Origin of the sequence: Flavobacterium soyae (assembly GCF_021245985.1) — a bacterium.
Taxonomy (GTDB): Bacteria; Bacteroidota; Bacteroidia; order Flavobacteriales; family Flavobacteriaceae; genus Flavobacterium; species Flavobacterium soyae.
In genome coordinates this window covers 500607-523835 of the sequence record NZ_JAJQXA010000001.1, presented here as the reverse complement: position 1 = coordinate 523835, position 23229 = coordinate 500607, and the positions used below count along the sequence as shown (strand labels likewise).

Annotated in this window: 23 protein-coding genes; 8 read left to right on the top strand and 15 right to left on the bottom strand. The window is 32.7% G+C overall.

Annotated elements, in window-relative coordinates; translation table 11 throughout:
• Positions 1–178: 178 nt before the first annotated feature.
• From LUU93_RS02245 to hflX, 4 genes are all read left to right on the top strand, one after another.
• The gene (locus LUU93_RS02245; protein WP_232677737.1) at positions 179–2995 is read left to right on the top strand and encodes a peptidase associated domain and porin domain-containing protein; all 2817 of its coding nucleotides are present in this window, start codon (positions 179–181) and stop codon (positions 2993–2995) included.
• A 16-nt stretch (positions 2996–3011) separates the two neighbouring features.
• Positions 3012–4361 carry a DUF5689 domain-containing protein gene (locus tag LUU93_RS02240; RefSeq protein ID WP_232677732.1) on the top strand — a complete coding sequence of 450 codons (1350 nt, stop codon included), beginning with the start codon at positions 3012–3014 and terminating at the stop codon, positions 4359–4361.
• A 128-nt stretch (positions 4362–4489) separates the two neighbouring features.
• Complete coding sequence (locus tag LUU93_RS02235; RefSeq protein WP_232677729.1) at positions 4490–5347, top strand: hypothetical protein; 858 nt, start codon at positions 4490–4492, stop codon at positions 5345–5347.
• A 167-nt stretch (positions 5348–5514) separates the two neighbouring features.
• Positions 5515–6744 carry a GTPase HflX gene (hflX, locus tag LUU93_RS02230; protein ID WP_232677726.1) on the top strand — a complete coding sequence of 410 codons (1230 nt, stop codon included), beginning with the start codon at positions 5515–5517 and terminating at the stop codon, positions 6742–6744.
• A 139-nt stretch (positions 6745–6883) separates the two neighbouring features.
• Here the strand turns inward: hflX and LUU93_RS02225 are convergent, their stop codons facing one another.
• The 7 genes from LUU93_RS02225 to LUU93_RS02195 form a co-directional block, all read right to left on the bottom strand.
• Complete coding sequence (locus LUU93_RS02225; protein WP_232677725.1) at positions 6884–7834, bottom strand: DUF3078 domain-containing protein; 951 nt, start codon at positions 7832–7834, stop codon at positions 6884–6886.
• Positions 7835–7914: 80 nt separating this feature from the next.
• Positions 7915–8424, bottom strand: coding sequence for a DUF2480 family protein (locus LUU93_RS02220; protein ID WP_232677724.1), 510 nt, complete (start codon positions 8422–8424; stop codon positions 7915–7917).
• 142 nt (positions 8425–8566) lie between these two features.
• A complete protein-coding gene (locus tag LUU93_RS02215) occupies positions 8567–8890 on the bottom strand; it encodes an SUF system Fe-S cluster assembly protein (protein WP_134138925.1) in 324 nt (107 codons plus the stop codon).
• A gap of 122 nt (positions 8891–9012) precedes the next feature.
• The gene (locus LUU93_RS02210; RefSeq protein ID WP_232677722.1) at positions 9013–9423 is read right to left on the bottom strand and encodes a GxxExxY protein; all 411 of its coding nucleotides are present in this window, start codon (positions 9421–9423) and stop codon (positions 9013–9015) included.
• 137 nt (positions 9424–9560) lie between these two features.
• Positions 9561–9986, bottom strand: a complete 426-nt coding sequence (locus LUU93_RS02205) for a SufE family protein (RefSeq protein ID WP_232677720.1) — start codon at positions 9984–9986, stop codon at positions 9561–9563.
• 2 nt (positions 9987–9988) lie between these two features.
• Positions 9989–10414, bottom strand: coding sequence for a hypothetical protein (locus LUU93_RS02200; protein WP_232677718.1), 426 nt, complete (start codon positions 10412–10414; stop codon positions 9989–9991).
• A gap of 11 nt (positions 10415–10425) precedes the next feature.
• Positions 10426–11640 (bottom strand): aminotransferase class V-fold PLP-dependent enzyme, encoded by a 1215-nt coding sequence (locus LUU93_RS02195; RefSeq protein WP_232677716.1) that lies wholly within the window; start codon positions 11638–11640, stop codon positions 10426–10428.
• Positions 11641–11859: 219 nt separating this feature from the next.
• On the opposite strand from LUU93_RS02195, the gene LUU93_RS02190 reads away from it, so the two are divergent.
• Entirely contained in the window at positions 11860–13209 is a 1350-nt protein-coding gene (locus LUU93_RS02190) for a serine hydrolase domain-containing protein (RefSeq protein WP_232677712.1), read from the top strand.
• A gap of 338 nt (positions 13210–13547) precedes the next feature.
• Here LUU93_RS02190 and sufD read toward each other — a convergent pair whose 3' ends face one another.
• The 8 genes from sufD to LUU93_RS02150 all read right to left on the bottom strand — a co-directional run bounded on the left by sufD (position 13548) and on the right by LUU93_RS02150 (position 19001).
• Positions 13548–14864, bottom strand: a complete 1317-nt coding sequence (gene sufD / locus LUU93_RS02185; protein WP_232677819.1) for a Fe-S cluster assembly protein SufD — start codon at positions 14862–14864, stop codon at positions 13548–13550.
• 118 nt (positions 14865–14982) lie between these two features.
• A complete protein-coding gene (locus LUU93_RS02180; protein ID WP_194632431.1) occupies positions 14983–15351 on the bottom strand; it encodes a four helix bundle protein in 369 nt (122 codons plus the stop codon).
• Between the two features lie 50 nt (positions 15352–15401).
• Positions 15402–16148: a Fe-S cluster assembly ATPase SufC gene (gene sufC, locus LUU93_RS02175; RefSeq protein ID WP_232677711.1), complete on the bottom strand. Its 747-nt coding sequence runs from the start codon at positions 16146–16148 to the stop codon at positions 15402–15404.
• Positions 16149–16161: 13 nt separating this feature from the next.
• Positions 16162–16650, bottom strand: a complete 489-nt coding sequence (locus tag LUU93_RS02170; RefSeq protein ID WP_232677707.1) for a flavodoxin family protein — start codon at positions 16648–16650, stop codon at positions 16162–16164.
• A 108-nt stretch (positions 16651–16758) separates the two neighbouring features.
• Entirely contained in the window at positions 16759–16926 is a 168-nt protein-coding gene (locus LUU93_RS21780) for a type II toxin-antitoxin system YoeB family toxin (protein ID WP_311202618.1), read from the bottom strand.
• On the bottom strand, positions 16917–17123 hold the full coding sequence (locus LUU93_RS02160) for a DUF2683 family protein (protein WP_232677706.1): 207 nt from the start codon (positions 17121–17123) through the stop codon (positions 16917–16919). The genes LUU93_RS21780 and LUU93_RS02160 overlap by 10 nt, the downstream gene beginning before the upstream one ends.
• 16 nt (positions 17124–17139) lie before the next feature.
• On the bottom strand, positions 17140–18588 hold the full coding sequence (sufB, locus tag LUU93_RS02155) for a Fe-S cluster assembly protein SufB (protein WP_232677705.1): 1449 nt from the start codon (positions 18586–18588) through the stop codon (positions 17140–17142).
• Between the two features lie 83 nt (positions 18589–18671).
• Positions 18672–19001: a HesB/IscA family protein gene (locus LUU93_RS02150; protein ID WP_229353326.1), complete on the bottom strand. Its 330-nt coding sequence runs from the start codon at positions 18999–19001 to the stop codon at positions 18672–18674.
• A 372-nt stretch (positions 19002–19373) separates the two neighbouring features.
• Between LUU93_RS02150 and LUU93_RS02145 the strand changes: the two genes are divergently transcribed.
• The 3 genes from LUU93_RS02145 (at position 19374) to LUU93_RS02135 (ending at position 23165) form a co-directional block, all read left to right on the top strand.
• Positions 19374–20303 (top strand): DUF8428 domain-containing protein, encoded by a 930-nt coding sequence (locus LUU93_RS02145; protein WP_232677704.1) that lies wholly within the window; start codon positions 19374–19376, stop codon positions 20301–20303.
• A gap of 243 nt (positions 20304–20546) precedes the next feature.
• Entirely contained in the window at positions 20547–21419 is an 873-nt protein-coding gene (locus tag LUU93_RS02140; RefSeq protein ID WP_232677703.1) for an MBL fold metallo-hydrolase, read from the top strand.
• Between the two features lie 111 nt (positions 21420–21530).
• On the top strand, positions 21531–23165 hold the full coding sequence (locus LUU93_RS02135; protein ID WP_232677701.1) for a S8 family peptidase: 1635 nt from the start codon (positions 21531–21533) through the stop codon (positions 23163–23165).
• The last annotated feature ends 64 nt before the right edge of the window (positions 23166–23229 follow it).

The window sequence follows — 23229 nt, the reverse complement described above, 5'->3', positions numbered from 1 at the left end:
ACCGTACTGAATAATAAATTAATATTTTGTAAGAATTTATTTATATTTTAACTTTATTTTTTTCTACATTTGAATATCGGGTTGTTTGTCTTACGAACAATACTCTTTCCAAAAACCAATTTATCTTTTGAATAGGATTAATATCCAAAAACAATTTTCAAAGTAAATTGGAATTTTAATGATAAAAAAATACGCGCTCTTTTTTATTTTATGGTCTTTTAGTTTTGTCTTTGCACAGGAAACAGTTTTTAGAGGAATTGTTGTTGATGCTAAAACGCAAAATCCTCTTGAGAATGTTGTAGTAAGTATTCAAAATTCTTCTATAACAAAACTTACTTCTAAAAGAGGTAAATTTGAATTAAGTTCTCCTATAGAAGGAGAACAACTGCTTTTGATTCATAGTCAGGACTGTAAAGATTTACTACTCAAAATTCATTCTAATTTTGGTCAGATAATATATCTCGGTGTATTGCAATTAGAAGATATTTATTCTGATGAAGTTCCCGCTGCATTGATCACATTATTAGAAAGTGATTTGTCTGATGACAATAGTTCATCTGAAATGACTTCGGGGCTTTTACAATCTTCAAAAGATGCTTTTATGCAGGCTTCGGCATTTAATTGGGGACAGGCCAGATTTCGAGTTCGTGGTTTAGACAGTGAAAATGGAACCATGATGCTTAACGGAATGACCATGAATAAAATTTACGACGGCAGGCCGCAATGGAACAACTGGGGCGGACTAAATAATGTGCTTCGTAATCAGGAATTTTCGGTTGGAACTGCAGCTTCAAATTATACTTTTGGCGGTGTTTTAGGAACACAGCAAATTTTTACTCGTGCTTCTTTATATCGAAAAGGCACACAGCTTACCTTTTCTGGAAGTAATACAACATACAGTTTGCGGGCAATAGTAACCTATGCTTCAGGAATGGATATTAACGGCTGGGCTTATGTAGTATCTGCAGGAAAAAGATGGGCAGCCGAAGGTTATTTTGAAGGAACAAATTTCGATGCGGACTCTTTTTTTATTAGTGTTGAGAAGAAACTAAACAAGAAAAATTCACTCAATTTTACAGGATTTTACACGCCAAATTCCCGCGGAAAAAATTCTCCAAATACTAATGAAGTAACTAGTTTAATGGGTGAAAAATACAATTCGTATTGGGGATTTCAGAATGACGAAAAGCGAAATGCAAGAATAAAAACAGTCGAAGAACCGCTGTTCATGCTGAATCATTATTTTAAAATAGATGAAAAAACAAACCTGAATTCGAGTGTTATGTATCAATTTGGTAAAGTTGGAAACAGTAATATTGATTATCAAAACGCCGATAGTCCTGATCCGGTTTATTATAGAAAAATGCCTAGTTATTTTAGTTCGCTTTATGCAAAAGATAAAGGTGAATTTTCGGGAGAATTTACGCTGGATTATGAAAATGCTGAAAAAAGTAAACTCACATTTTTGGCAAATTCACAAATTGACTGGAATGCCATGTATCTCGCCAATCAAAAACCGGGTCAAAATGGTTATGAGCCTACCAAAAGCCATTATGTTTTATATGAAGATAGAACAGATGACAAAACTTTCGCCGTTAATTCAAACTTAAATACGCAGTTAACTCCAAACATTTCTTTTGATGGAGGGGTTACATATCAGAATTTAAAATCACATAATTTTCAATATTTATTAGATCTTCTGGGCGGGAAATATTTCGAAGATATTGACCCGTTTTACAAAGGCGACCTTTCACAGTCTGACTTGCAAAACCCAAACAGACAAGTGATAAAAGGAGACATTTATGGCTACAACTATAATTTTTTTGCCAATACAATCAATGCTTTTACACAGTTTAAATTCTCGTATAATAAAACTGAATTTTATTTAGCACAATCCTATTCAGTGTCTAATTATCAAAGAGAAGGATTGTACCAAAACGGAATTTACCCTACAACTTCTTTAGGAAAAAGCGAGAAAATAAATTTTGAAAACTTTGGTTTTAAAGGAGGCTTTACCTATAAAATTTCAGGAAAACAATGGTTGTTTTTTAATGGTGCGCACTTAACCAGAGCGCCATCGCTTCGAAATACATTTTCAAATTCGCGCTTAAATAATAATATAGTTGATGGAATTGAAAGCGAAAATATTACAAGTGCCGAAGCTAATTATGTTTATCGTTCACCAAAACTAAAATTACGTTTAACGGCTTTTTATACTCTAATAAAAAACACATCGAAAACTTCCTTTTTCTATGCCGAAGGAATTTTTGATAACGGAGCCGGTTACGACGCAACAGATGCTTTTGTAAGTCAGACTTTAACAAACTTAGATAAGAAAAACACAGGAGCAGAACTGAGTTTTGAATATCAGATTTCCTCAACTTTTAAAACAACTTTATCAGCTGCATACGGAAATTATATTTACAGCAGTAACCCAAATGTTTTGATTACAAACAATGCAAACGCAGCAAAAGACGGAGCACAGACTACTTTTGATTTTGGTAAAGCCTATCTTAAAAATTATAAACAAGCAGGAACTCCTCAAAATGCACTTTCATTAGGTTTAGAATATCGTGACCCTAAATATTGGTGGATTGGAGCTAATATTAATTATCTAACAGATAACTACATTGATGTTTCGCCCATTTCAAGAACATCACAATTTTATATAAATCCGGCAAATGGATTTCCTTTCCCTGAAGCAACATCTGAAAGAGGAAATGAATTATTACAGCAAGAAAAATTTGATCCTGTAACCTTATTGAATATCAACGGTGGAAAATCCTGGCGTGTTCATAAAAAGTATATCGGACTTTTTGCAAGTGTTAATAACGCATTAGGTTTAGTATATAAAACGGGTGGTTTTGAGCAGGCACGAAATGCAAATTTTAGAGCTTTGAATCAGGATGTTTCGAGCGGAACACCATCATTTGGCCCAAAATATTACTACGGTTACGGAAGAACTTATTTTTTAAATCTCACAATCGGTTTATAAACTGAAATTATTTATCATGAAAAATATAATTTTAAATTCATTTTTAGCTTCATCATTATTATTTATCTACAGCTGCAGTACAGAAATAGCAAATCCAAAATTAGAATGTACTCAGCCTGATTTTAAAGTAAATAAAACGGTAGAAAAAGTTTATGAACTTTCAAGTAATACAGCTAAACAATATTTGTATGATGATATTATAGAAGCTTATGTAGTTTCGAGCGACGAAGGAGGAAATTTTTTCAAAACAATTTCACTGCAGACAAAAGCCTCTGAAAGAATTTCTGCAATTGGCTTTAGTGTTCCTGTTGATGCTTCAAACACCTACATTGATTATCGAATAGGTAATAAAGTATATGTAAAACTTAAAAATCAATTTACAGACCTATATTATGGCGGATTAAGAATTGGCAGTTTATATGTCAGTAACGCCGGAGATCCAACGGTAGGGAGAATTTCTCAAAATGAATACAAAAATGTTTTAAAGGCTTCATGCACTATCATTGATGAAAACCAGCTGGTTGAGTCGCTTTCCATAGAGCAGGCGCTTTTAGATACTAAATTAAATACATTAATAGAACTTAATGATGTTGAATTTACAGAAGCTGCATTGGGGCGTCATTATTTTGAAGAATCGAATAATATTGGAGGATCAACAAACTGGAATTTGCGAGATAAAACCGGAAACCAAATTATTTTTAGAACAAGCAGCTATGCAAAATTTGCAGATCATTTTGTACCAGAAGGAAGTGGGAAAGTTAAAGGAATTTTAACCAAGTTTGGTACAGACTATCAATTAATGGTTCGTTCAGAAGAAGATGTGGTTATGAACGGGAAAAGAAGTATTCCATTTTTTGCAGAAGACTTTCAATCCGTTAAAAACAATGTCAATTTTGCACTTCCGGGTTGGAGTAATATTGTAGTAAAAGCGGCAAAATTATGGAAAAGCATGGTTTATGCCGGAAATGGTTATGCCGAATTTAATACTACAAGCACAACAGCTGCAGAAAATATTGCCTGGCTGGTTTCTCCTAAAATAAATTTAACGGGTTATAAAAATGCAGTTCTTTCTTTTAGAAGCGCACAGCACGATTTAAAAGTCGATTCACCATTAAATACCTTAGAAGTTTATATTTCAACAAATTTTGACGGATCGAGTATTGCAAAGGCAGAATGGACGAAATTAGAAGCAAAAGTTCCTACGCTTTCAAATCCTTCCAGAGAGTTTATGAGTTCTGGAGGAATAGATTTATCTGCCTATACAGGAACTATAAATATTGCCTTTAGATATGTGGGTTCAGGAAAAGATAAAACACTAAATGGTGCATTTATGGTTGATGATGTGAAGATTTTTGGTGAGAAGTAAGAATTGTATTTGTGTAAGTTGTTGATTTTTAATTTTCTAAAATTGAGTTTCTATTTTTTTAAATTTTAAATTATCAATTTTTGACAGAATTTTGTATTTTGGTCATCCCAAATCAATACAAAAACAAAATGAAAACCTACTTTATTGCCATCTTGATGATGGTGTTTCCATTCTTGATGCACAGTCAGGACAATGTTAGATTAAAGCAGATCAATATTGTAAAAACAAATTACCAAAATTCTAAAGACGGCGAAATTGTAAATAAAACAATGGTTTTTAAGGATGGTAAACTTCAAACTATAACAACTTCAGATGTTATTCAGCACTTTTTTTACAATAAAAGCGGTTTGCTGGATATGACTGTAAAAGATAAAGTTGGAAGCGACTGGAAAGAAGTTATCAATTATACTTATGATGCTGATAACAACATTACAAAATTTGTAAAAAAATATCAGGAAGGACCTGATTATATTACTAAAGTTGTATCGTTTGTTTATGAAGGCGCAAGAGTAAAAGTAACAACTAAAAAAAGTACAAATCATCAAAATTTAGTTGAAGATATTGAATATATCGTTGAAAACGGAATTATTGTAAGACGTACTTCACGCGATAGAAACAAGGCGATTATAGGGAAAATAGAATATGTTTATGTAAACGATAATGTGTCTAAACATAAAGGATTAGTGGGAGATAAAATCTCTAAAACCTATACTTACGATGATAAAAAATCTGTAGATCAGTTAATTGTTCAGAGCCTTTTTGGAGATAATTATAAAGTAATTGTACCGATGATTTCGTATCATGAAGACGAATTTAGCTTTGAGTCGATTTCGTATAACAACGAAATGAATTTTAGTCCTTCGTCTACAGCTTTGGTTGCAGTAAGCAGAAAATATAAATACAACAAATTAAACTTTCCAATTTCCTGCTCTCAAATTGAAGAGAACGGAATTGTAAAAACGGAGAAAACTTTTATCTACGAATAAACAGTTTTCGAATCATTTTTAAGCCATTTAAAAATCGAGTTTTATTAAAGAAATACTTTTGTAAAACATGATTTTTAGATGGTTTGTTATTTTAAATAATATTTAAAAACATAATTCTATAACTGTAGTAGTATACAAATGATTAAATTTGCAGCTTATTTTAAGATATGTTAGAGAAAGAAGTTATAAATTTTGAGAAAACAGCCATTGTTGGTATTGTAACTCAAAATCAAAGTGAGGAAAAACTTAATGAATATTTAGATGAATTAGAGTTTTTAACTTTTACCGCAGGAGGTGAAGTAATTAAACGCTTTTCTCAAAAAATGGAACGCCCGAATCCGAAGACTTTTGTGGGAACGGGTAAAATAGATGAAATCAATCTTTTTGTAAAAGAAAACGGAATATCTACTTTAATTTTTGATGATGAACTATCACCATCACAGCAAAAAAATATTTCAAGAATTATAGATTGTAAAATCCTTGACAGAACCAATTTGATTCTGGATATTTTTGCGCAGAGAGCAGAAACTTCCTATGCGAGAACGCAGGTAGAATTAGCACAGTGTCAATATTTATTGCCAAGACTTTCTGGTTTATGGACACACCTTGAGCGTCAAAAAGGAGGTATTGGTATGCGTGGTCCCGGTGAAACAGAGATCGAAACAGACAGACGTATTGTACGTGATAGAATTTCGTTATTGAAAGAGAAAATCAAAACGATCGATAAACAAATGAGTATTCAGCGCAGCAATCGCGGCGCGATGGTTCGTGTGGCACTTGTTGGTTACACAAACGTTGGAAAATCGACTTTGATGAACGCTATTGGTAAAAGTGATGTTTTTGTTGAGAATAAATTATTTGCAACATTAGATACAACGGTTCGAAAAGTGGTTATTAAAAACCTGCCGTTTTTACTTTCAGATACGGTTGGATTTATTCGAAAACTGCCAACACAATTGGTAGATTCCTTTAAGAGTACACTTGATGAGGTTCGCGAAGCCGATTTACTTTTGCACGTTGTAGATATTTCGCATCCTGATTTTGAAGATCATATTGAATCTGTTAATCAGACTTTGCAGGAAATTAAGAGCAACGATAAACCAACTATTATGGTTTTTAACAAAATCGACGCTTACAAACATCTCACAATTGACGAGGATGATTTAATTACCGAAAGAACCAGAAAACATTGGACACTTGAGGAATGGAAACAAACCTGGATGAGTAATGTAGGACAGAATAATGCATTGTTTATTTCGGCGACACGAAAAGAAAATTTTGAAGAATTTAGAGAAATGGTTTACGAAGCCGTTCGCCAGATTCATATAACAAGATTTCCGTATAATAAATTTTTATATCCGGACTATAAGGATGCGGTTGAAAAGGAAGAAGAATAAAAATAAAAACGGTTTTTGATTTATTTCTAAAGCCGTTTTTTTGTGCTAGATTTTAAGATATTTAATGAAAATTGATGTTTATTTAAGATGTCAAATTCGACACCTTTAGAGAATAGGCCTTTAGCTGTGTTGCTAATTATTAAAATCCAAAATTAACCCCTAAACCAAATACTTCTCTGGTTTGAAGACCTTGAAAAGCATTATCATCATAAATAGCCTGGAAGGCTAAATTTGCCGACAAGTACTTGTTTACTTTCATTATAATATTCAAAGAATAATTGATATCTACATTTTGAGGATCTTCCAGATAATTAGAATAAAGATTCAATGTGTTTTCTGCGGTAACGTTAGTCATAATGGCCAATTTGTAATAAACAGAAGCATAAAAACCAAGTTCGTAACGCATCGTTTTATTAGCATCAACACCAAAATAAGCTCCATCAACATAAGGTAATCCTGTGTTTTGATCGATGCCGGAAGTATAAGCGCCATCTACAAAAGTGAATTTTGAAGTTAATGGTGCAAAGTTTATTTTGAGATGTTCATCTTTAGACCAATAAATACCGGGACCTGTTGTTAGGTAACCTGGAGACATGAATTTGGTATTTTCTGTTCGGATTTCTTTTCCGTTGGCATCCTGACCATAAATATAACCTGTTGTAAATTGCGTTCTAAAGTTTAGAAAATAAGAGTAATACCATTCACCAAAAGCTCTTTTCCCAACGATTGAATTAAACTCTAAACGGTCATCAGTCTTTTTTCCGAAATCCGTGTTTTTAGTTTGTAAAAGCCCGTAAGAAGCAAGGATTTTGTTATCCCAGGTTAAATCGTCTTTTTTATAGTTGAAGTCGTAGTTAATACCTAAAGTTCCAGAGAAACTATCCTCACCACCTGCGATCCAGTTATTGAAGCTGGATTGGTTTAATAAAAGGGATACAGTTCCTTTTGCTTTCCATCCTTCGTCTTCAATCGTATCGTTTATTTTTTTAACCGCTTTTTCGGTATTCTGAATTAGTTCTTTTTCTGAATTTTGGGCCTGAACAAAAGTAAAGTTCGCTAAGATAAATAGTAATAACGTCAGCTTTCTCATAGTTGTTTAGTTTAAGTGTATATTAACAAATATACTAAAATACAACCGAAGGTTAAGGGAATATTACTTTAAAATGAAGGTTATTTCTTAGATTCTTTGTATAAAGGCACAGCAGAACAAGCTTCGCCATACATAATACTACGAGCAAAAGGCTGTAAATAAGTTGTGGCTAAAATGTAAGCACGCATAGGAACTGGTTTCTTTGAACAGCCTTTTACAATAACCGGCTTATTTTTGTATGCCGAATAATCGATTTTGCTTAAGATTTCTTCGTATAAACTTGAATCCAGATCCTCAATAGTACCGTTTACTACTTTTTTAGCAAAAGGCGCCAAATGAACACTAACTAAAATTAATGCCCAAGCAGGAATTATAGCGTCTGTAGCGCAATGTACAGCGACATATTGATCTTGATATTGTGACCAATCATGATTTTTAAGGTGCTCTCTAAAGTCTTTTTCTTTCAATAAAAATCCTTCCAAAAGCCATTGCGAAATGTCAATCTGCACACGCATTCCTTTTGGATAATAATCCTCTAAATCAAAAACTTCTAAAGCACTATTGGTAACTTTATTGATAATTTCTTCCATTCTTTAAGTCTTAAAGTCAAATGTCGAAAGTCATAAAGTCCTTAAATTTTTAGACTTTATGACTAATTGTTTTTAAGTCTTAAAGTCAAAAGTCATAAAGCCTTTCACTTTTAGACTTTCGACTTTTGACTTTACGACTAAATTAAAGCATTCCTAATTCTAATTTTGCTTCTTCGCTCATTAAATCTTTACTCCAAGGCGGATCAAAAGTAATCTCTACTTCAACATCTTTAATGTGTTCGATTGTTTTTACTTTTTCCTCAACTTCTCTTGGTAAACTTTCTGCAACCGGGCAGTTTGGAGATGTTAACGTCATCAGGATTTTTACTTCGTAATCTGTATTAACCATTACGTCATAAATTAATCCTAACTCATAAATATCAACAGGAATCTCAGGGTCGTAAATTCCTTTTAAAATTTTTACGATTGATTCTCCTAATTCGTTTGTGTCTATTTCTTGTTCCATTGTTTTTTATTTTTCCACCATATAAGTTATATAAGTTCATTTAAACATTGTGTTTACTGTATGGATAACAGCAGACTTATAATTTCTTATATTACTTATATGGTTTAAATTTAATTTTGTTTTTATTCTTCTAGCCAGCGATATAATTCGTTGACATATGTTTTTTGACCTTCGTGATAAATATTTGTTACATTGAAATTTATCATTAATCCTATTGGTGACTTCAAAAGTTTCATATAAGACATTAGTTTTGCTACATGAATTGGTATAATTTGATCAACTGCTTTTAATTCTAGAACTAAACAATCTTCAATAAATAAATCACATCTTAGATCTGACTCTAATTCCAAGCCTTTATATACAACTGGAATTACTAATTCAGATTTAAAATTAATTCCTCTAATAGATAATTCTTTGATCATGCATTGATGATAAATACTTTCTATAAGTCCCGCTCCAATACTTTTATGAACTTCAATCGCCGCCCCATTAACCTGATAAATTAAATCAGTCAAATATTTCTTCGTTATCATTTACTTTTTTGTACAATAATAAATAATTAAAAAGAAAGAAAAAGCTTATGTTTTGTTTTTCGGCCATATAAGTTATATAATTTCATTTAAAGCAAAAACTTAAATTATCTTATATAACTTATATGGTTTAAAATTCTTTAATTTTTGTTTTTTGCATCAAAGGCCAAAGCGTACATTTTGATGTTTTTTATCATCGAAACCAAACCGTTTGCACGAGTTGCTGATAAATGTTCTTTTAATCCAATTTCGTCTATAAATTCAGTATCAGCATTTATAATATCTGATGCTTTTTGATTAGAAAAAGCGCGAATTAAAATTGCAATTATTCCTTTAGTCAAAATAGCATCACTGTCTGCTGTGAAAACAATTTTATCATTATTTTGTTCCCCTTGCAGCCATACTTTTGACTGGCAGCCTTTAATTAAATTCTCATCGATTTTATATTCTTCTTTAATTAACGGAAGGCTTTTTCCCAATTCGATGATGTATTCATAACGCTGCATCCAGTCGTCGAACATCGAAAATTCGTCTATTATTTCGTTTTGTATTTCTTTTATTGTCATAATTATTCTTTAGCAAAATCAACCAGTAACTTTACTAGTTTTTCTATTTCCTTTGGAGGAAAACCATTGTCAAAACCTGCTGTTTCGTATGTTTTTTGATTTTGTGTTATTTTTAAATTTCCTATTGCAGCACCATCATAAAAACGTTTTTCAGTTGGTGCTTTTAAAGTTGAGAGCTTATCTAAACTTATTTTTGAAAATTCAGCTTTAATTTTATTCCATTTAACATCATCAATTTTACTTTCAATTGGCTGTTGATCTCGTCCGTTTGTAACCAAAACTGTCTGATTTTGAACTACAATCTTTTTGTAATATCCTCTTGAAAGTGCAGAATATTCAATTTGTGTTGAAGCCATGTTTGTCTTTTTTTGACTGCAGCAGCCAGTTGCAATGAAAAGGGTTAAAAACAATAAAGATAATATTCTCATAAAAATAGATTTTAGCTTAGCATTATTTGTGCCTTTTTAACGGCGTCGACCATTTGGTCAATTTCTTCTTTTGTATTATAGAATGAGAATGAAGCTCGTATAGTTCCCGGAATACAAAAGAAATTCATAATTGGCTGTGCACAATGATGGCCTGTTCTAACTGCAATTCCTAATTTATCTATAATGGAACCAACATCATATGGATGAATTCCATCAATATTAAACGAAATTACTGAAGCTTTATTTTTTCCTGTTCCGTAGATCCTTAAACCTTCAATTTCGGATAACCGTTTTGTAGCGTAATCTAAAAGTTCAGTTTCATATTCGTGAATATTTTCAAAACCAACACTGTTTAAATAATCAATTGCAGTTCCTAAAACAATTCCGCCGGCAATATTTGGTGTTCCGGCTTCGAATTTATGAGGAAGATCGGCATAAGTTGTTTTTTCGAAAGTAACTTCCTTAATCATTTCGCCGCCGCCTTGATAAGGAGGAAGTTTGTTCAGCCATTCTTCTTTTCCATACAAGATTCCAGTTCCCGTTGGACCACACATTTTATGTCCGGAAAAAGCATAAAAATCACAATCTAATTCCTGTACATTTGGCTTTAAATGAGGAACAGCCTGCGCGCCGTCAATTAAAACAGCAGCACCAACAGCATGAGCTTTATCAATGATATATTTTATCGGATTAATAACTCCAAGTGCATTTGAAATGTGATTAACCGTAACCACTTTTGTTTTTTCTGAAAGAAGTGCATCAAAAGCTTCGATAATTAACTCTCCATTTTCGTTCATCGGAATAACTTTTAAAAGTGCTCCGGTTTTTTCACATAACATCTGCCACGGCACAATATTACTATGATGTTCTAATGAAGAAACAATTACTTCGTCACCAGGTTTTAAGATAGAAGCAAAACCGTTTGTTACTAAGTTGATTCCGTGAGTTGTACCCGAAGTAAAAAGTACTTCGTGTGCAAATTTTGCATTTATATGTTCTTTTACTTTACCACGAGAAATCTCGTAAGCATCAGTAGCTAATTGGCTTAAAGTGTGAACGCCGCGGTGAATATTGGCGTTAATTTCCTGATAATATTTCACTTCGGCATCGATCACAATTTGTGGTTTTTGCGAAGTAGCACCGTTGTCGAAATATACTAAAGGTTTTCCGTTTACAGTTTGTGAAAGTATCGGAAAATCAGCTCTTATTTTTTGGATATCTAGCATGTCTTATTTAGAAAAAATCTATTTACAAAAGTACTAAAACTAAATTTGTTTATACAGTAATTCGATAATTTCCTTTTATGGCATCATTGTTACAAAGCTTAAATGCTGATTCTGTAAAAATCACTTCGTTTTTCTGAATTATCCGAATCAGATTTATATTTTGAGTTCTAAAATCGTGAACATAAATTATTTATATTGCAATAAAAATAACTTATCATCATGAAAAAATTTCTCAAAGTACTTTTGCTTGTAGTGGTTCTTGCTTTTTTATATTTCGGATTTACAACTTATCCAAAACTGGATTTGATTTCTGGTTTTTCGGCTAAGAGTGTTGCATCCGGACATTTTATAGACAATCGTCCGTTAGATTTAATTCAAAAAACAGACAATGATATCGATATGATTGATCTGGCTAAAAACTCAATTGATGAAAACGGAAAATTTGCCACTTCAACCGTTTATGGTTTAAAAGAAAGAAAAGCAATTTACCGGGAAGGTTTAGGTGCCGTTTTGATTAATGATGATTTTGATGTTTCAAAACCGTATCTGCTTCCAAAGAGAACAAAGTTTGTGAATAATCTTCCTTTTCCTTATGGAAATAATGAACCAAAAGACACTTTGTTTGCGAATGTAGATTATTCGAAATTAAAGAAAGCGGTTGAAAATGCTTTTGATAAATCTGGCGGAAGAACAAAAAGAACCCGTGCTGTTGTGGTTTTATATAAAGACAAATTAATAGCCGAAAAATACGATACAGGTTTTAATAAAGACAGTAAAATTTTGGGCTGGTCGATGACAAAAAGTATTACAAGTTCGGCTTTTGGAGTTTTGGCTAAACAAGGGAAAATTGATATTTATAAACCTGCTCCGGTTAAAGAATGGCAGGATGATGATCGTAAAATTATCACGATTAATGATTTGCTTCATATGAATTCTGGTTTAGAGTGGGAAGAGAATTACAGCACAATCTGCGATGCTACAAAAATGCTTTTTCAGGCAGAAGATATGGGAAAAGTGCAATTGGATAAACCGGCTCAATTTAAACCAAACACGCATTGGAATTATTCATCTGGAACAACAAATTTGTTGTCTTTAATTTTAAGAAGACAATTTAAAACTCAGCAAGAATATCTTGATTTTTGGTACAGCGCTGTAATCGACAAAATTGGAATGAACTCGATGATTGTAGAGCAGGATATGAGTGGAACTTTCGTAGGTTCATCTTACGGATGGGCAACGCCGCGCGATTGGTCAAAATTTGGATTATTATATTTAAGAAAAGGAAATTGGAACGGCGAACAAATTCTGGATGAAAGCTGGGTAAAATATACTGCAACGCCAACAAATACTTCAGAAGGAAAATATGGAGTTCAATTTTGGCTAAACGCTGGAGGAAAATTTCCTGATGTTCCTCGTGATATGTTTTATTGCAGTGGATATCAAGGTCAAATGGTGGCGATTATTCCGTCTCTGGATATGGTAATTGTGAGAATGGGAGTGAGAGAAGGTGATAAAAGTTTTGATTTTAATGGGTTTTTGAAAGGGATAATTGAGAGTGTGAAAAAGTAGATTGTTCTCTTCCTGCAAGGTTTTCAAAACCTTGCAGGAGTAGCAAACAAAAATGAATAGATTTTGAAGATAAAATTAAATGAAGAACTTAGATGTTTGTATTATTTAGTTAGTACAATAATTTTTATTGGGAGTCTTGGGTTTTTAATATATAGTATATGGATTAATGAAATTACTGCTATTGTTGTTTGCAGTATTTTTTCATTGTTTATATTCTTTTTTAAGAGAAAGTTTAAAAAAGAAGAATAAATTTAAAAAAAGAAAAGTTCGCAAAGCTTAAATAAAAACCTTTGCGAACTTTGCATAACCTTTGTGTGTGTCTTTGCGGTAAAACTAAACTACAAATCAAATCCTAAATTCACGCCTAATTTCATGGCAATGATTTTAGTGATTCTTTGTTTTAATTCCGGTATTTTAATGCTTTCGATAACGGCATTTGAGAATGCGTACATCAATAAAGCTTTTGCTTCTTTTTGAGGAATTCCGCGTGACTGCATGTAGAACATTGCTGTTTCATCAAGCTGTCCAACAGTACATCCGTGAGAACATTTTACATCATCTGCAAAAATCTCTAATTGTGGTTTTGCGTTGATAGTTGCTTTGTCGCTCAATAAAATGTTGTTGCTTTTTTGGAAAGCATTTGTTTTTTGTGCTTCTTTTTCTACCAATACTTTTCCGTTGAAAACTCCTGTTGAGCGATCAGAGAAAATTCCTTTATAATCCTGGAAACTTTCACAGTTTGGCATTGCGTGGTTTACCAAAGTATAATGGTCAACGTGCTGCTTGTCATTCAGGATTGAAATTCCGTTTAACGTACTTGTCAATCTTTCACCAAAATGGTAAAAGTTTAAGTTGTTACGAGTCAGATTTCCCCCAAACGAAAAAGTGTGTACATAAACGTGACTTTCTTGCTGCTGTGAAACATAAGTGTTGTCAACTAAATTTGCTTCACTATTATCGTTTTGAATTTTGTAGTAATCAACAATCGCACGTTTTTGAGCAAAAATCTCTGTAACTGAATTGGTTAAAACCGGATTTTCGTTTAAACTCTGGTGGCGTTCAATAATTTGAACGTGTGAATTTTCGCCCACAATAACCAAGTTTCTTGGCTGTACCAATAAAGCAGCTTCATTTCCGGTTGAGAAATACATTACTTCGATTGGTTTGTCGGCAACTTTTTTCTTCGGAATATTGATAAAAGCTCCTTCACTTGCAAAAGCTGTATTTAATGAGGTCAAACTTTCATCTTTGCTTGCAATTTTATTGAAGTAGGTGTCAATAATCATTTTATATTTCGGTTTGGTCAATGCCGATGACATCAAACAAACGTCAATTCCGTCATGCGTTGTCGAGGATAAATGCGAGCTGAAAACACCATCAACAAATACTAATTTATAAGTGTCGATTTCGTGTAAAAAATATTTTTTTACCTGATTAAATTCAATTGCATTTTCCTGTTTTGGAAATACCGAAAAGTCATTTTTTAAGATGGCATTTAACGATGTATATTTCCAAGCTTCTTCCTTTTTGGTTGGAAAACCTTTATTTTCGAAGTTTTTTAAAGCATTTGTGCGTATGTCATGTAAATCTGAATGCACATCGACACGCTCTTCAAAAGCCATAAAAGACGATACTAATTTTTCTTTTAAATCCATTTTGTTGTTTAGTCTTAAAGTCGAAAGTCGAAAGTCGAAAGACTTTGGATTGTCGACTGTTTTTGCCAAAAGGTTAAAAATTTAAAGCATAAAGTTTGAGACTTTATGACTTTCGACTTTATGACTTTGGGCTCAAATATTTAATGAAACCGCTTAATAATTTCGATATTTCTGTAATCGATTCTAAAAGCATTTCAAATTCTTCTTTTATAATATATTCTAAATCAAAAGCTAAATATAATTGAGATCTAACTTCTCCTGCAGATGCTTTTGCTACATATAAAAAATAAACAAACTCTTTATCTGTATTTCTTTCAAAACCTTCTGCTATATTTGATGATATAGAAAGTGATGCGCGTCTTATTTGTCTAACGAAATCAAAGTCTTTTTTAAAATTAGAATTTTCAGTAATCAAATATATTTTCTTATTGAAGATTCTGGATTTCTGCCAGGAATTTATTTCTTCAAAAGATTTGAACTTACTCATATTGTATTTTCGACTTTACGACTTTTGACTTTCGACTTTACGACTTGGAATTAATTCTCCGCTTTAATCCAGTCGTATCCTTTTTCTTCTAATTCGTAAGCAAGTTCTTTTCCTCCAGATTTTACAATTCTTCCGTTGTAAAGAACGTGAACGAAATCAGGAACGATATAATCTAACAAACGTTGGTAGTGTGTGATAACGATAATTGCGTTTTTGTCGCTTTTTAATTTGTTTACACCATTTGCAACGATTCTTAAAGCATCGATATCAAGACCAGAATCGGTTTCGTCAAGAATAGCCAATTTTGGTTCTAACATTGCCATTTGGAAAATTTCGTTTCTTTTTTTCTCTCCTCCAGAAAAACCTTCGTTTAAAGAACGAGATAAAAATTTACGGTCAATTTCTAATAACTCAGATTTCTCACGAATTACTTTCAACATTTCGTTTGCAGGCATTTCTTCCTGTCCGTTTGCTTTACGAGTTTCGTTAATCGCTGTTTTCATGAAGTTGGTAACGCTGACTCCGGGAATTTCTACAGGATATTGAAACGAAAGAAAAACACCTTTATGTGCTCTTTCTTCCGGAGCTAAATCAGCAAGATCTTCTCCGTCAAGGATAACTTCTCCATCTGTAACTTCATAATTTTCGTTTCCTGCAATAACAGCAGAAAGTGTACTTTTTCCGGAACCGTTTGGTCCCATGATAGCGTGTACTTCGCCAGCTTTAACTTCTATATTAATTCCTTTAAGGATTTCTTTATCACCAATTCCGGCGTGAAGGTTTTTTATTGATAACATTGTTTTTTTTATTTTATATAAATGTCAATTCTATTTTTGTTTGTTGGTTTAGGATATTGGCATTAAAATGCGCGTGTCCTAAATATTCCATGCCTAAATAATCGGCAGTTTTTTTAAACGGAATGTAAAAACTTTCTTCGATTTCATTATCGTGAGAATTTGATATCACGCCAATTTTCTTTCCTCTAAGTTTTCTTCCGGTTTCTTTTTCAATTCGGATTAAATCTGAAAACCGATCAAAAAAGACCTTCATAATTCCGCTCATATTATACCAATAAATGGGCGTTGCAAAAATTAAAGTGTCGTAATTTTCGATTATTCCTTTTATTAAAGGAAAAAAATCATCTTCTCTGTTTTTGCTTTCGTAATCGTAATAAGAAATATTAAAATCGCTTAGATTAATTACTTCTATTCCGTGTTCTTTAGAAATCTCGTCCACAATTTTTGTTGTGTTTCCGTTTTTTCGTGATGAACCTAAAATGATTACTTTTTTATTTTCCATTAATACTTATTCGTAATGCCCTTTCAATGAAAGAATATTTAGTATTTCTATATTGTTTTCTTCTGTTATTCTGTAAATAATTCTATGTTCTTTATCTATTCTTCTGGATCATCTTCCTGTCAAATTATGTTTTAATTGTTCAGGTTTTCCTAATCCTTCAAATGGATGAAGTTGGATATCAATTAATTGAGTAATTTTCTTAATGATATTTTTACTTCCTGATTTTATCCAAAACTCTAAATCTTTCTTTGCTTTTGGAGTAAATACTATTTCCATAAATTGTTTAATTCTTTCATGGTCATTTTTATTCCTTTTCCTTCAGCAATATCTTTTTCACCTTGAAGAATTTCTTTTACAAATTCAGGATTATATGGCTTTTCATTTTCTTCAACAATTTCAAAACCAAGAGATTTTGCCAGCGATTTTAGAACTGGAAAATCTTTTTTCTTTACATTTTTTAAGATGATGTCCATAATTATTTGCTTTTTATTATCCTACAGAACCTTCTAAAGAAATCTCTAATAATTTTTGAGCTTCAACCGCAAATTCCATTGGAAGTTTGTTCAATACATCTTTACTGAAACCGTTTACAATTAAGGCAATCGCTTTTTCAGTCGGGATACCTCTTTGGTTGCAGTAGAAAACCTGATCTTCACCAATTTTACTTGTAGTTGCTTCATGCTCAATTTTTGCTGATGGATTTTTACTTTCAATATAAGGGAAAGTGTGCGCACCACAATTGTTTCCCATTAAAAGGGAATCGCATTGAGAAAAGTTTCTCGCATTCTCTGCTCTTGGAGAGATCTGCACTAATCCACGGTAACTGTTTTGTGATTTTCCAGCCGAAATACCTTTAGAAATAATAGTCGATTTAGTGTTTTTACCTAAATGGATCATTTTAGTTCCTGTATCTGCTTGTTGGTAATTATTGGTAACGGCGATAGAATAAAATTCTCCTACTGAATTATCTCCTTTAAGTACACAAGAAGGATATTTCCAAGTTACAGCAGAACCTGTTTCAACCTGCGTCCAAGAAATTTTAGCGTTTGTTTCGCATAAACCTCTTTTGGTTACGAAGTTGTAAACTCCACCTTTTCCTTCTTTGTTTCCAGGGAACCAGTTTTGAACGGTAGAATATTTAATTTCAGCATCATCCAAAGCGATCAATTCCACTACAGCAGCGTGCAATTGGTTTTCGTCACGACTTGGAGCGGTACATCCTTCCAGGTATGAAACATAACTTCCTTCATCTGCAATAACCAGAGTTCTTTCAAATTGTCCGGTTCCCGCCTGATTGATTCTAAAATAAGTTGAAAGTTCCATTGGGCATCGAACGCCTTTTGGAATATAACAGAAACTTCCATCAGAGAAAACTGCAGAGTTTAATGCTGCGTAGAAGTTATCTTTTTGAGGTACAACAGTTCCTAAATATTTTTTTACTAATTCAGGATGTTCTTTAATAGCTTCAGAAATTGGACAGAAAATAATTCCTTTTTCGGCCAGTGTTTTCTTAAAAGTTGTTGCTACAGAAACAGAATCGACAACAATGTCCATAGCGACATTGTTCATCATTTTTTGCTCATCAACAGAAATTCCAAGCTTTTTGTACATCTCTAAAAGTTCCGGATCTACATCATCCAGAGTTTTATTAGGATCAACTTGTTTTGGAGCCGAATAATAAGATATTGCCTGAAAATCTGGTTTTTCGTAACGTACGTTTGCCCATTCTGGCTCAATCATTTCTTTCCACGCATGAAAAGCCTCGATACGCCATTCGGTCATCCATTCAGGTTCGTCTTTTTTAAGCGAAATAGCTCTTACAATTTCTTCGTTTAAGCCAATAGGGAAAGTTTCAGATTCTATATTGGTATAAAATCCGTATTCATATTCTTTAGTTTCGAGTTCGATTTTTAAATCGTCTTCAGTGTATTTGCTCATTATTTTTTTGTCTTAAAGTTTTAAAGTCCAAAGTATGAAAGTCGCTTAGCAGTCTTTAAGACTTTCGGACTTTCGGCTTTTGACTATAAAGAAAATGATTCGCCGCAGCCACAAGTTCTGCTTGCATTTGGATTATTGAAAACAAATCCTTTTCCGTTTAATCCGCCAGAAAATTCTAAAATTGTTCCGGCTAAATATAGAAATGATTTTTTTTCAACTGCAATTTGTATGTCGTTGTCTACGAATATTTTGTCATCTTCGCCTTTAGTTTTGTCAAATTTTAAATCATAAGACAAACCAGAGCATCCACCACTTTTTACGCCTACTCTCACGTAGTCGTTTGCGGCGTCAAAACCATCATCAGTCATCAAATCGATGATTTTCTTTTTGGCTGTATCAGAAACCTTTATCATTGTTTATGGTATTTGTTTTTAAAAGATCATTTTAATCTGCATTTAAATAGTAATCAAATTATTATATTAATTTAAACGCTAATTTCAATGTTCAAATGAAATTATCTGCAAAGATACGACTTAAAAACCTTTTTCCATAGCGGTTCACATTATTATAACAAATGTTAAAATAGAAAGAAGTTATTTTTGCTTTAAAACTATTTATTGAGTGACTTTTATTTTACAAGTGATTTCCTTTTTGAACGAAAAGTCAGATAATTTTGTAAAATGCTGGTTTAGTGTGTTTTAAGTTATTGTAAATAAGCTAAAAAACCGTATTTCTACCTGTTCTATCGAACAAATTAATAGTATTTTTGCAATAAATTGTGGGGAATGATGAAGAAAAACTATACAAACGAATGGATCAGGGCGCTTTTGGCAATATTCTTTATTTTTGGGATAGGGGCAACTTTTTATATATTTAGTAAAGAACTAAAAGACGAGGCAGATAAGGCAGAAGCAAGTAATAAAAAAGTTAAACTCGTTAATAACAATAAGGAGTCGATCGCTCAAAAAAGCATTTTGGATTCTTTAAATGTTTTGAAATTAGAATACGATGTCGCGATTTTAGAAAAAACTGCTCTTTCGGAGCAATTGGCATTTGAAAAGAAAAATGTCGAAAATTTAATGGAAATTATAAAAGCATCCAAAAATCCTTCAGATAATCAAATTCAAATTTACCGGAAACAGCTTTCAGATATGCAGACAGCATTAGCATCTAAAGTTGTAGAAATAAAAAACCTAAAATCTCAAAATAAAAGCCTGCTTACTGAAATTGAAACTCAGAATGTTGTAATGTACAAACAAAAAGCAGAAAATGATACTTTAATCCTAAAGCAGAAAAAGTTAGAATCAACAATAAAAGATGCTTCAAAACTAGTTTTAAATAATTTTAAAGTGATTGCTCTTCGTGAAAAAAAATCGGGAAAAGAACAGGAAACAGATAGAGCAAAAAGTACTAATAAACTTAAAATAAGTTTTTCTGTTAACGGAAATACAGTTGCCAAAACAGGAAAAAAGGTGTTTTATATTCAGGTTTTAGACCAAAAAAATACTGTTTTAGGCGAAAATAAATTAATAGAATTTGGCAGCGATAAAGCTTTGGTTTACAGTTTTATAGTGGCCGCAGATTTTCAGGGAAAAGCTTTAAATGTCTACGGGATTTTAAATTCTGATGAAAATCAGTTTAAAAAAGGAACCTACTTTGTCAACTTCTTCGACAAGCAGGAAATCATGGGCAGCACTTCTATTACTTTGGAATAAAAGTATTTTTTAGCCCACTCCCGATAGCTGTCGGGATTACTGATTTAACAGGTTTATGCAGATTTTTATTGATTTAACTCAACAAATTAACTGCTTGCTGGAAATAAAAACACAGCGAAAATCCGTTGAATCTGCAAAATCTGTGGTTAATTTAAACCTGTAAGAGAAACATTATTTTGAGAATACCTAGCAAAAGGAGATTGGATTTCCTAGCTTTGTTTTCAATATTAGAAATGTAATCTTATGAAACTTTATCCTATAGAATCCGGAAATTTTAAGTTAGATGGCGGCGCTATGTTTGGCGTTGTTCCTAAAACTATTTGGAATAAAACCAATCCGGCTGATGAAAATAATTTAATTGATATTGCAGCACGCTGTTTACTGATTGAAGATGGAAACCGATTAATTTTGATTGATACTGGAATGGGCGACAAGCAATCGGAAAAATTCTTTGGCTATTATTCGCTTTGGGGATCACATTCTATTGATAAATCATTGGCTGAATATGGTTTTCACCGAGATGATATTACCGATGTTTTTATGACGCACCTGCATTTTGACCATTGCGGTGGAAGTGTTCAATGGAATTCTGATAAAACTTTTTATGAGCCGGCTTTTAAAAATGCAAAATTCTGGACAAACGAAAACCATTGGAATTGGGCGACGAAACCAAATGCACGAGAAAAAGCCTCTTTCCTGACAGAAAATATTATCCCAATGCAGGAAAGCGGACAATTAAATTTTATTGAAAGACCGGAAAGTGATTTTGGTTTCTCTAAAGAGTTAGGTTTCGGAATTTTTTATGCAGACGGCCATACCGAAAAACAAATGATTCCGCATATTCAATATCAGGATAAAACCATCGTTTTTTGCGCCGATTTATTGGCGACAGCCGGGCATATTCCGCTTCCGTATGTTATGGGTTACGACACAAGACCTTTGTTAACAATGCCGGAAAAAGCTAAATTTTTAAATGCAGCAGCAGATAATAATTACTATTTGTTTTTGGAGCACGATGCCCATAATCAAATTATAACGGTTGAGCATACTGAAAAAGGTGTGAGACTAAAAGACGTTTTTACTTGTGAGGATATTTTTATGAATAATATATATTAACATTCATAAAATTCTCTATAATTTCATAACACAGTGTTAACAGTTAGCTTTTTGTAACAAAAAAGCATAATTTAGACCCATCTTTTAACTTTACAATTATATTCTAGATACATGAGTCATATAAAACCTCTCAAATTATCTGCTTTTGCATTACTTGTTTTAGCAGGTTGCAGCGCTACTTTGCAAGCGCAAGTTTCAACTCCTAAAGAATTTATTACAGCGCCTTTATCAGTTGTAAAAAAAGCCCCGGTCAGCGAAAATGAATTAAAAAGATGGAGTCATCTTGATTTAATAAAAGATTCTATTCCGGGAATGAGTGTTGATAAGGCTTATGCCGAATTACTTCAGGGAAAAACAGGAAAAAAAGTTATTGTAGGAATTGTAGATTCTGGTGTTGATATCGAGCACGAAGATCTTAAAGGAATGATTTGGACAAACCCAAAAGAAATTCCGGGAAATGGAATCGACGACGATAAAAACGGATTTATCGATGATATTCACGGATGGAATTTCCTTGGAAATGCTGTTGCCGAAAATCTTGAAATGACTCGTATCATTAAAAAGAAAGATGACGGTTCTGCAGAATACAAACAAGCTTTAGCTCAGTATAATGAGAAATACGAAAAAGCTTTAAAGGATAAAGAGCAAGTAGATTTTTTACTTGATGTTCATGCTGTAATCAAAAAAGAGCTTAATAAAACAACATACAAAGTTGAAGATTTAGCAGCCATTACATCTACAGATCCAAAAGTGACAAGAAGTAAAATGATTATGACTCAAATTTTCACAAACGCAGGTCCAACTTTTGATCCTGAAGCTGATTTTGAGGAATACAGAGAACAAGTTTACGACCAGTTAAATTATAACTTAAACAAAGAATTTGACGGAAGAAAAGTTGTAGGCGATAATCCTGAAGATATTAAAGACAATCATTACGGGAATAATATCGTTTTTGGTCCGGATAAAGAAAAAGCACTTCACGGAACTCACGTTGCTGGAATCATTGCTCAGGTTCGCGGTAATAATTTAGGAGGTGACGGAGTAGCAGACAATGTAGAAATTTTAACAGTAAGAGCAGTTCCAGACGGAGATGAATACGATAAAGATATTGCACTTGCAATTCGTTATGCAGTTGACAATGGCGCAAAAGTAATCAACGGAAGTTTCGGGAAAAGTTTTTCTCCACACAAAAAATGGGTTTATGATGCTATTAAATATGCAGCTAAAAAAGATGTTTTAATTGTTCACGCAGCAGGTAACGATGGTTATAATATTGACGAAACTAAAAACATCAATTATCCAAACGATTCTCAGGACAATATCAAGGAATTTGCTGATAACGTAATCACAATTGGAGCAATTAATAAACAATACGGAGAAACGGTTGTGGCAGGATTTTCAAACTTCGGAAAAATAAATGTCGATGTTTTTGCTCCGGGTGAAGAAATTTATGCAACAATTCCAAACAACAAATACAAATACCTGCAGGGAACATCGATGGCGTCTCCAAATGCAGCTGGTGTTGCAGCATTGATTCGTTCTTATTATCCAAAATTAAAAGCATCTCAGGTAAAACATATTTTAATGGATTCTGGAGTTGCACTTCCTGCAAAAGTGGTTCTTGGCGAAAGCGAAAATCCAGATGAAAAACCTGTGGCAGTTTCTTCTGCAGAATCATCAAAAACAGCAAAAATGGTAAATGCTTACAATGCTTTATTAATGGCTGAGAAAATGTCAAAAAAATAAAGCCTATTATAGAATACTAATCCAATGGAAGAGTGGCAGCTCTTCCATTTTTATTATTAAAATT

What these genes read in the sequence shown, in the direction of transcription:
- LUU93_RS02245 (WP_232677737.1), top strand. Translation starts at nt 179, where the DNA reads ATGATAAAAAAATACGCGCTCTTTTTTATTTTATGGTCTTTTAGTTTT.
- LUU93_RS02240 (WP_232677732.1), top strand. Translation starts at nt 3,012, where the DNA reads ATGAAAAATATAATTTTAAATTCATTTTTAGCTTCATCATTATTATTT.
- LUU93_RS02235 (WP_232677729.1), top strand. Translation starts at nt 4,490, where the DNA reads ATGAAAACCTACTTTATTGCCATCTTGATGATGGTGTTTCCATTCTTG.
- hflX (WP_232677726.1), top strand. Translation starts at nt 5,515, where the DNA reads ATGTTAGAGAAAGAAGTTATAAATTTTGAGAAAACAGCCATTGTTGGT.
- LUU93_RS02225 (WP_232677725.1), bottom strand. Translation starts at nt 7,834, where the DNA reads ATGAGAAAGCTGACGTTATTACTATTTATCTTAGCGAACTTTACTTTT.
- LUU93_RS02220 (WP_232677724.1), bottom strand. Translation starts at nt 8,424, where the DNA reads ATGGAAGAAATTATCAATAAAGTTACCAATAGTGCTTTAGAAGTTTTT.
- LUU93_RS02215 (WP_134138925.1), bottom strand. Translation starts at nt 8,890, where the DNA reads ATGGAACAAGAAATAGACACAAACGAATTAGGAGAATCAATCGTAAAA.
- LUU93_RS02210 (WP_232677722.1), bottom strand. Translation starts at nt 9,423, where the DNA reads ATGATAACGAAGAAATATTTGACTGATTTAATTTATCAGGTTAATGGG.
- LUU93_RS02205 (WP_232677720.1), bottom strand. Translation starts at nt 9,986, where the DNA reads ATGACAATAAAAGAAATACAAAACGAAATAATAGACGAATTTTCGATG.
- LUU93_RS02200 (WP_232677718.1), bottom strand. Translation starts at nt 10,414, where the DNA reads ATGAGAATATTATCTTTATTGTTTTTAACCCTTTTCATTGCAACTGGC.
- LUU93_RS02195 (WP_232677716.1), bottom strand. Translation starts at nt 11,640, where the DNA reads ATGCTAGATATCCAAAAAATAAGAGCTGATTTTCCGATACTTTCACAA.
- LUU93_RS02190 (WP_232677712.1), top strand. Translation starts at nt 11,860, where the DNA reads ATGAAAAAATTTCTCAAAGTACTTTTGCTTGTAGTGGTTCTTGCTTTT.
- sufD (WP_232677819.1), bottom strand. Translation starts at nt 14,864, where the DNA reads ATGGATTTAAAAGAAAAATTAGTATCGTCTTTTATGGCTTTTGAAGAG.
- LUU93_RS02180 (WP_194632431.1), bottom strand. Translation starts at nt 15,351, where the DNA reads ATGAGTAAGTTCAAATCTTTTGAAGAAATAAATTCCTGGCAGAAATCC.
- sufC (WP_232677711.1), bottom strand. Translation starts at nt 16,148, where the DNA reads ATGTTATCAATAAAAAACCTTCACGCCGGAATTGGTGATAAAGAAATC.
- LUU93_RS02170 (WP_232677707.1), bottom strand. Translation starts at nt 16,650, where the DNA reads ATGGAAAATAAAAAAGTAATCATTTTAGGTTCATCACGAAAAAACGGA.
- LUU93_RS21780 (WP_311202618.1), bottom strand. Translation starts at nt 16,926, where the DNA reads ATGGAAATAGTATTTACTCCAAAAGCAAAGAAAGATTTAGAGTTTTGG.
- LUU93_RS02160 (WP_232677706.1), bottom strand. Translation starts at nt 17,123, where the DNA reads ATGGACATCATCTTAAAAAATGTAAAGAAAAAAGATTTTCCAGTTCTA.
- sufB (WP_232677705.1), bottom strand. Translation starts at nt 18,588, where the DNA reads ATGAGCAAATACACTGAAGACGATTTAAAAATCGAACTCGAAACTAAA.
- LUU93_RS02150 (WP_229353326.1), bottom strand. Translation starts at nt 19,001, where the DNA reads ATGATAAAGGTTTCTGATACAGCCAAAAAGAAAATCATCGATTTGATG.
- LUU93_RS02145 (WP_232677704.1), top strand. Translation starts at nt 19,374, where the DNA reads ATGATGAAGAAAAACTATACAAACGAATGGATCAGGGCGCTTTTGGCA.
- LUU93_RS02140 (WP_232677703.1), top strand. Translation starts at nt 20,547, where the DNA reads ATGAAACTTTATCCTATAGAATCCGGAAATTTTAAGTTAGATGGCGGC.
- LUU93_RS02135 (WP_232677701.1), top strand. Translation starts at nt 21,531, where the DNA reads ATGAGTCATATAAAACCTCTCAAATTATCTGCTTTTGCATTACTTGTT.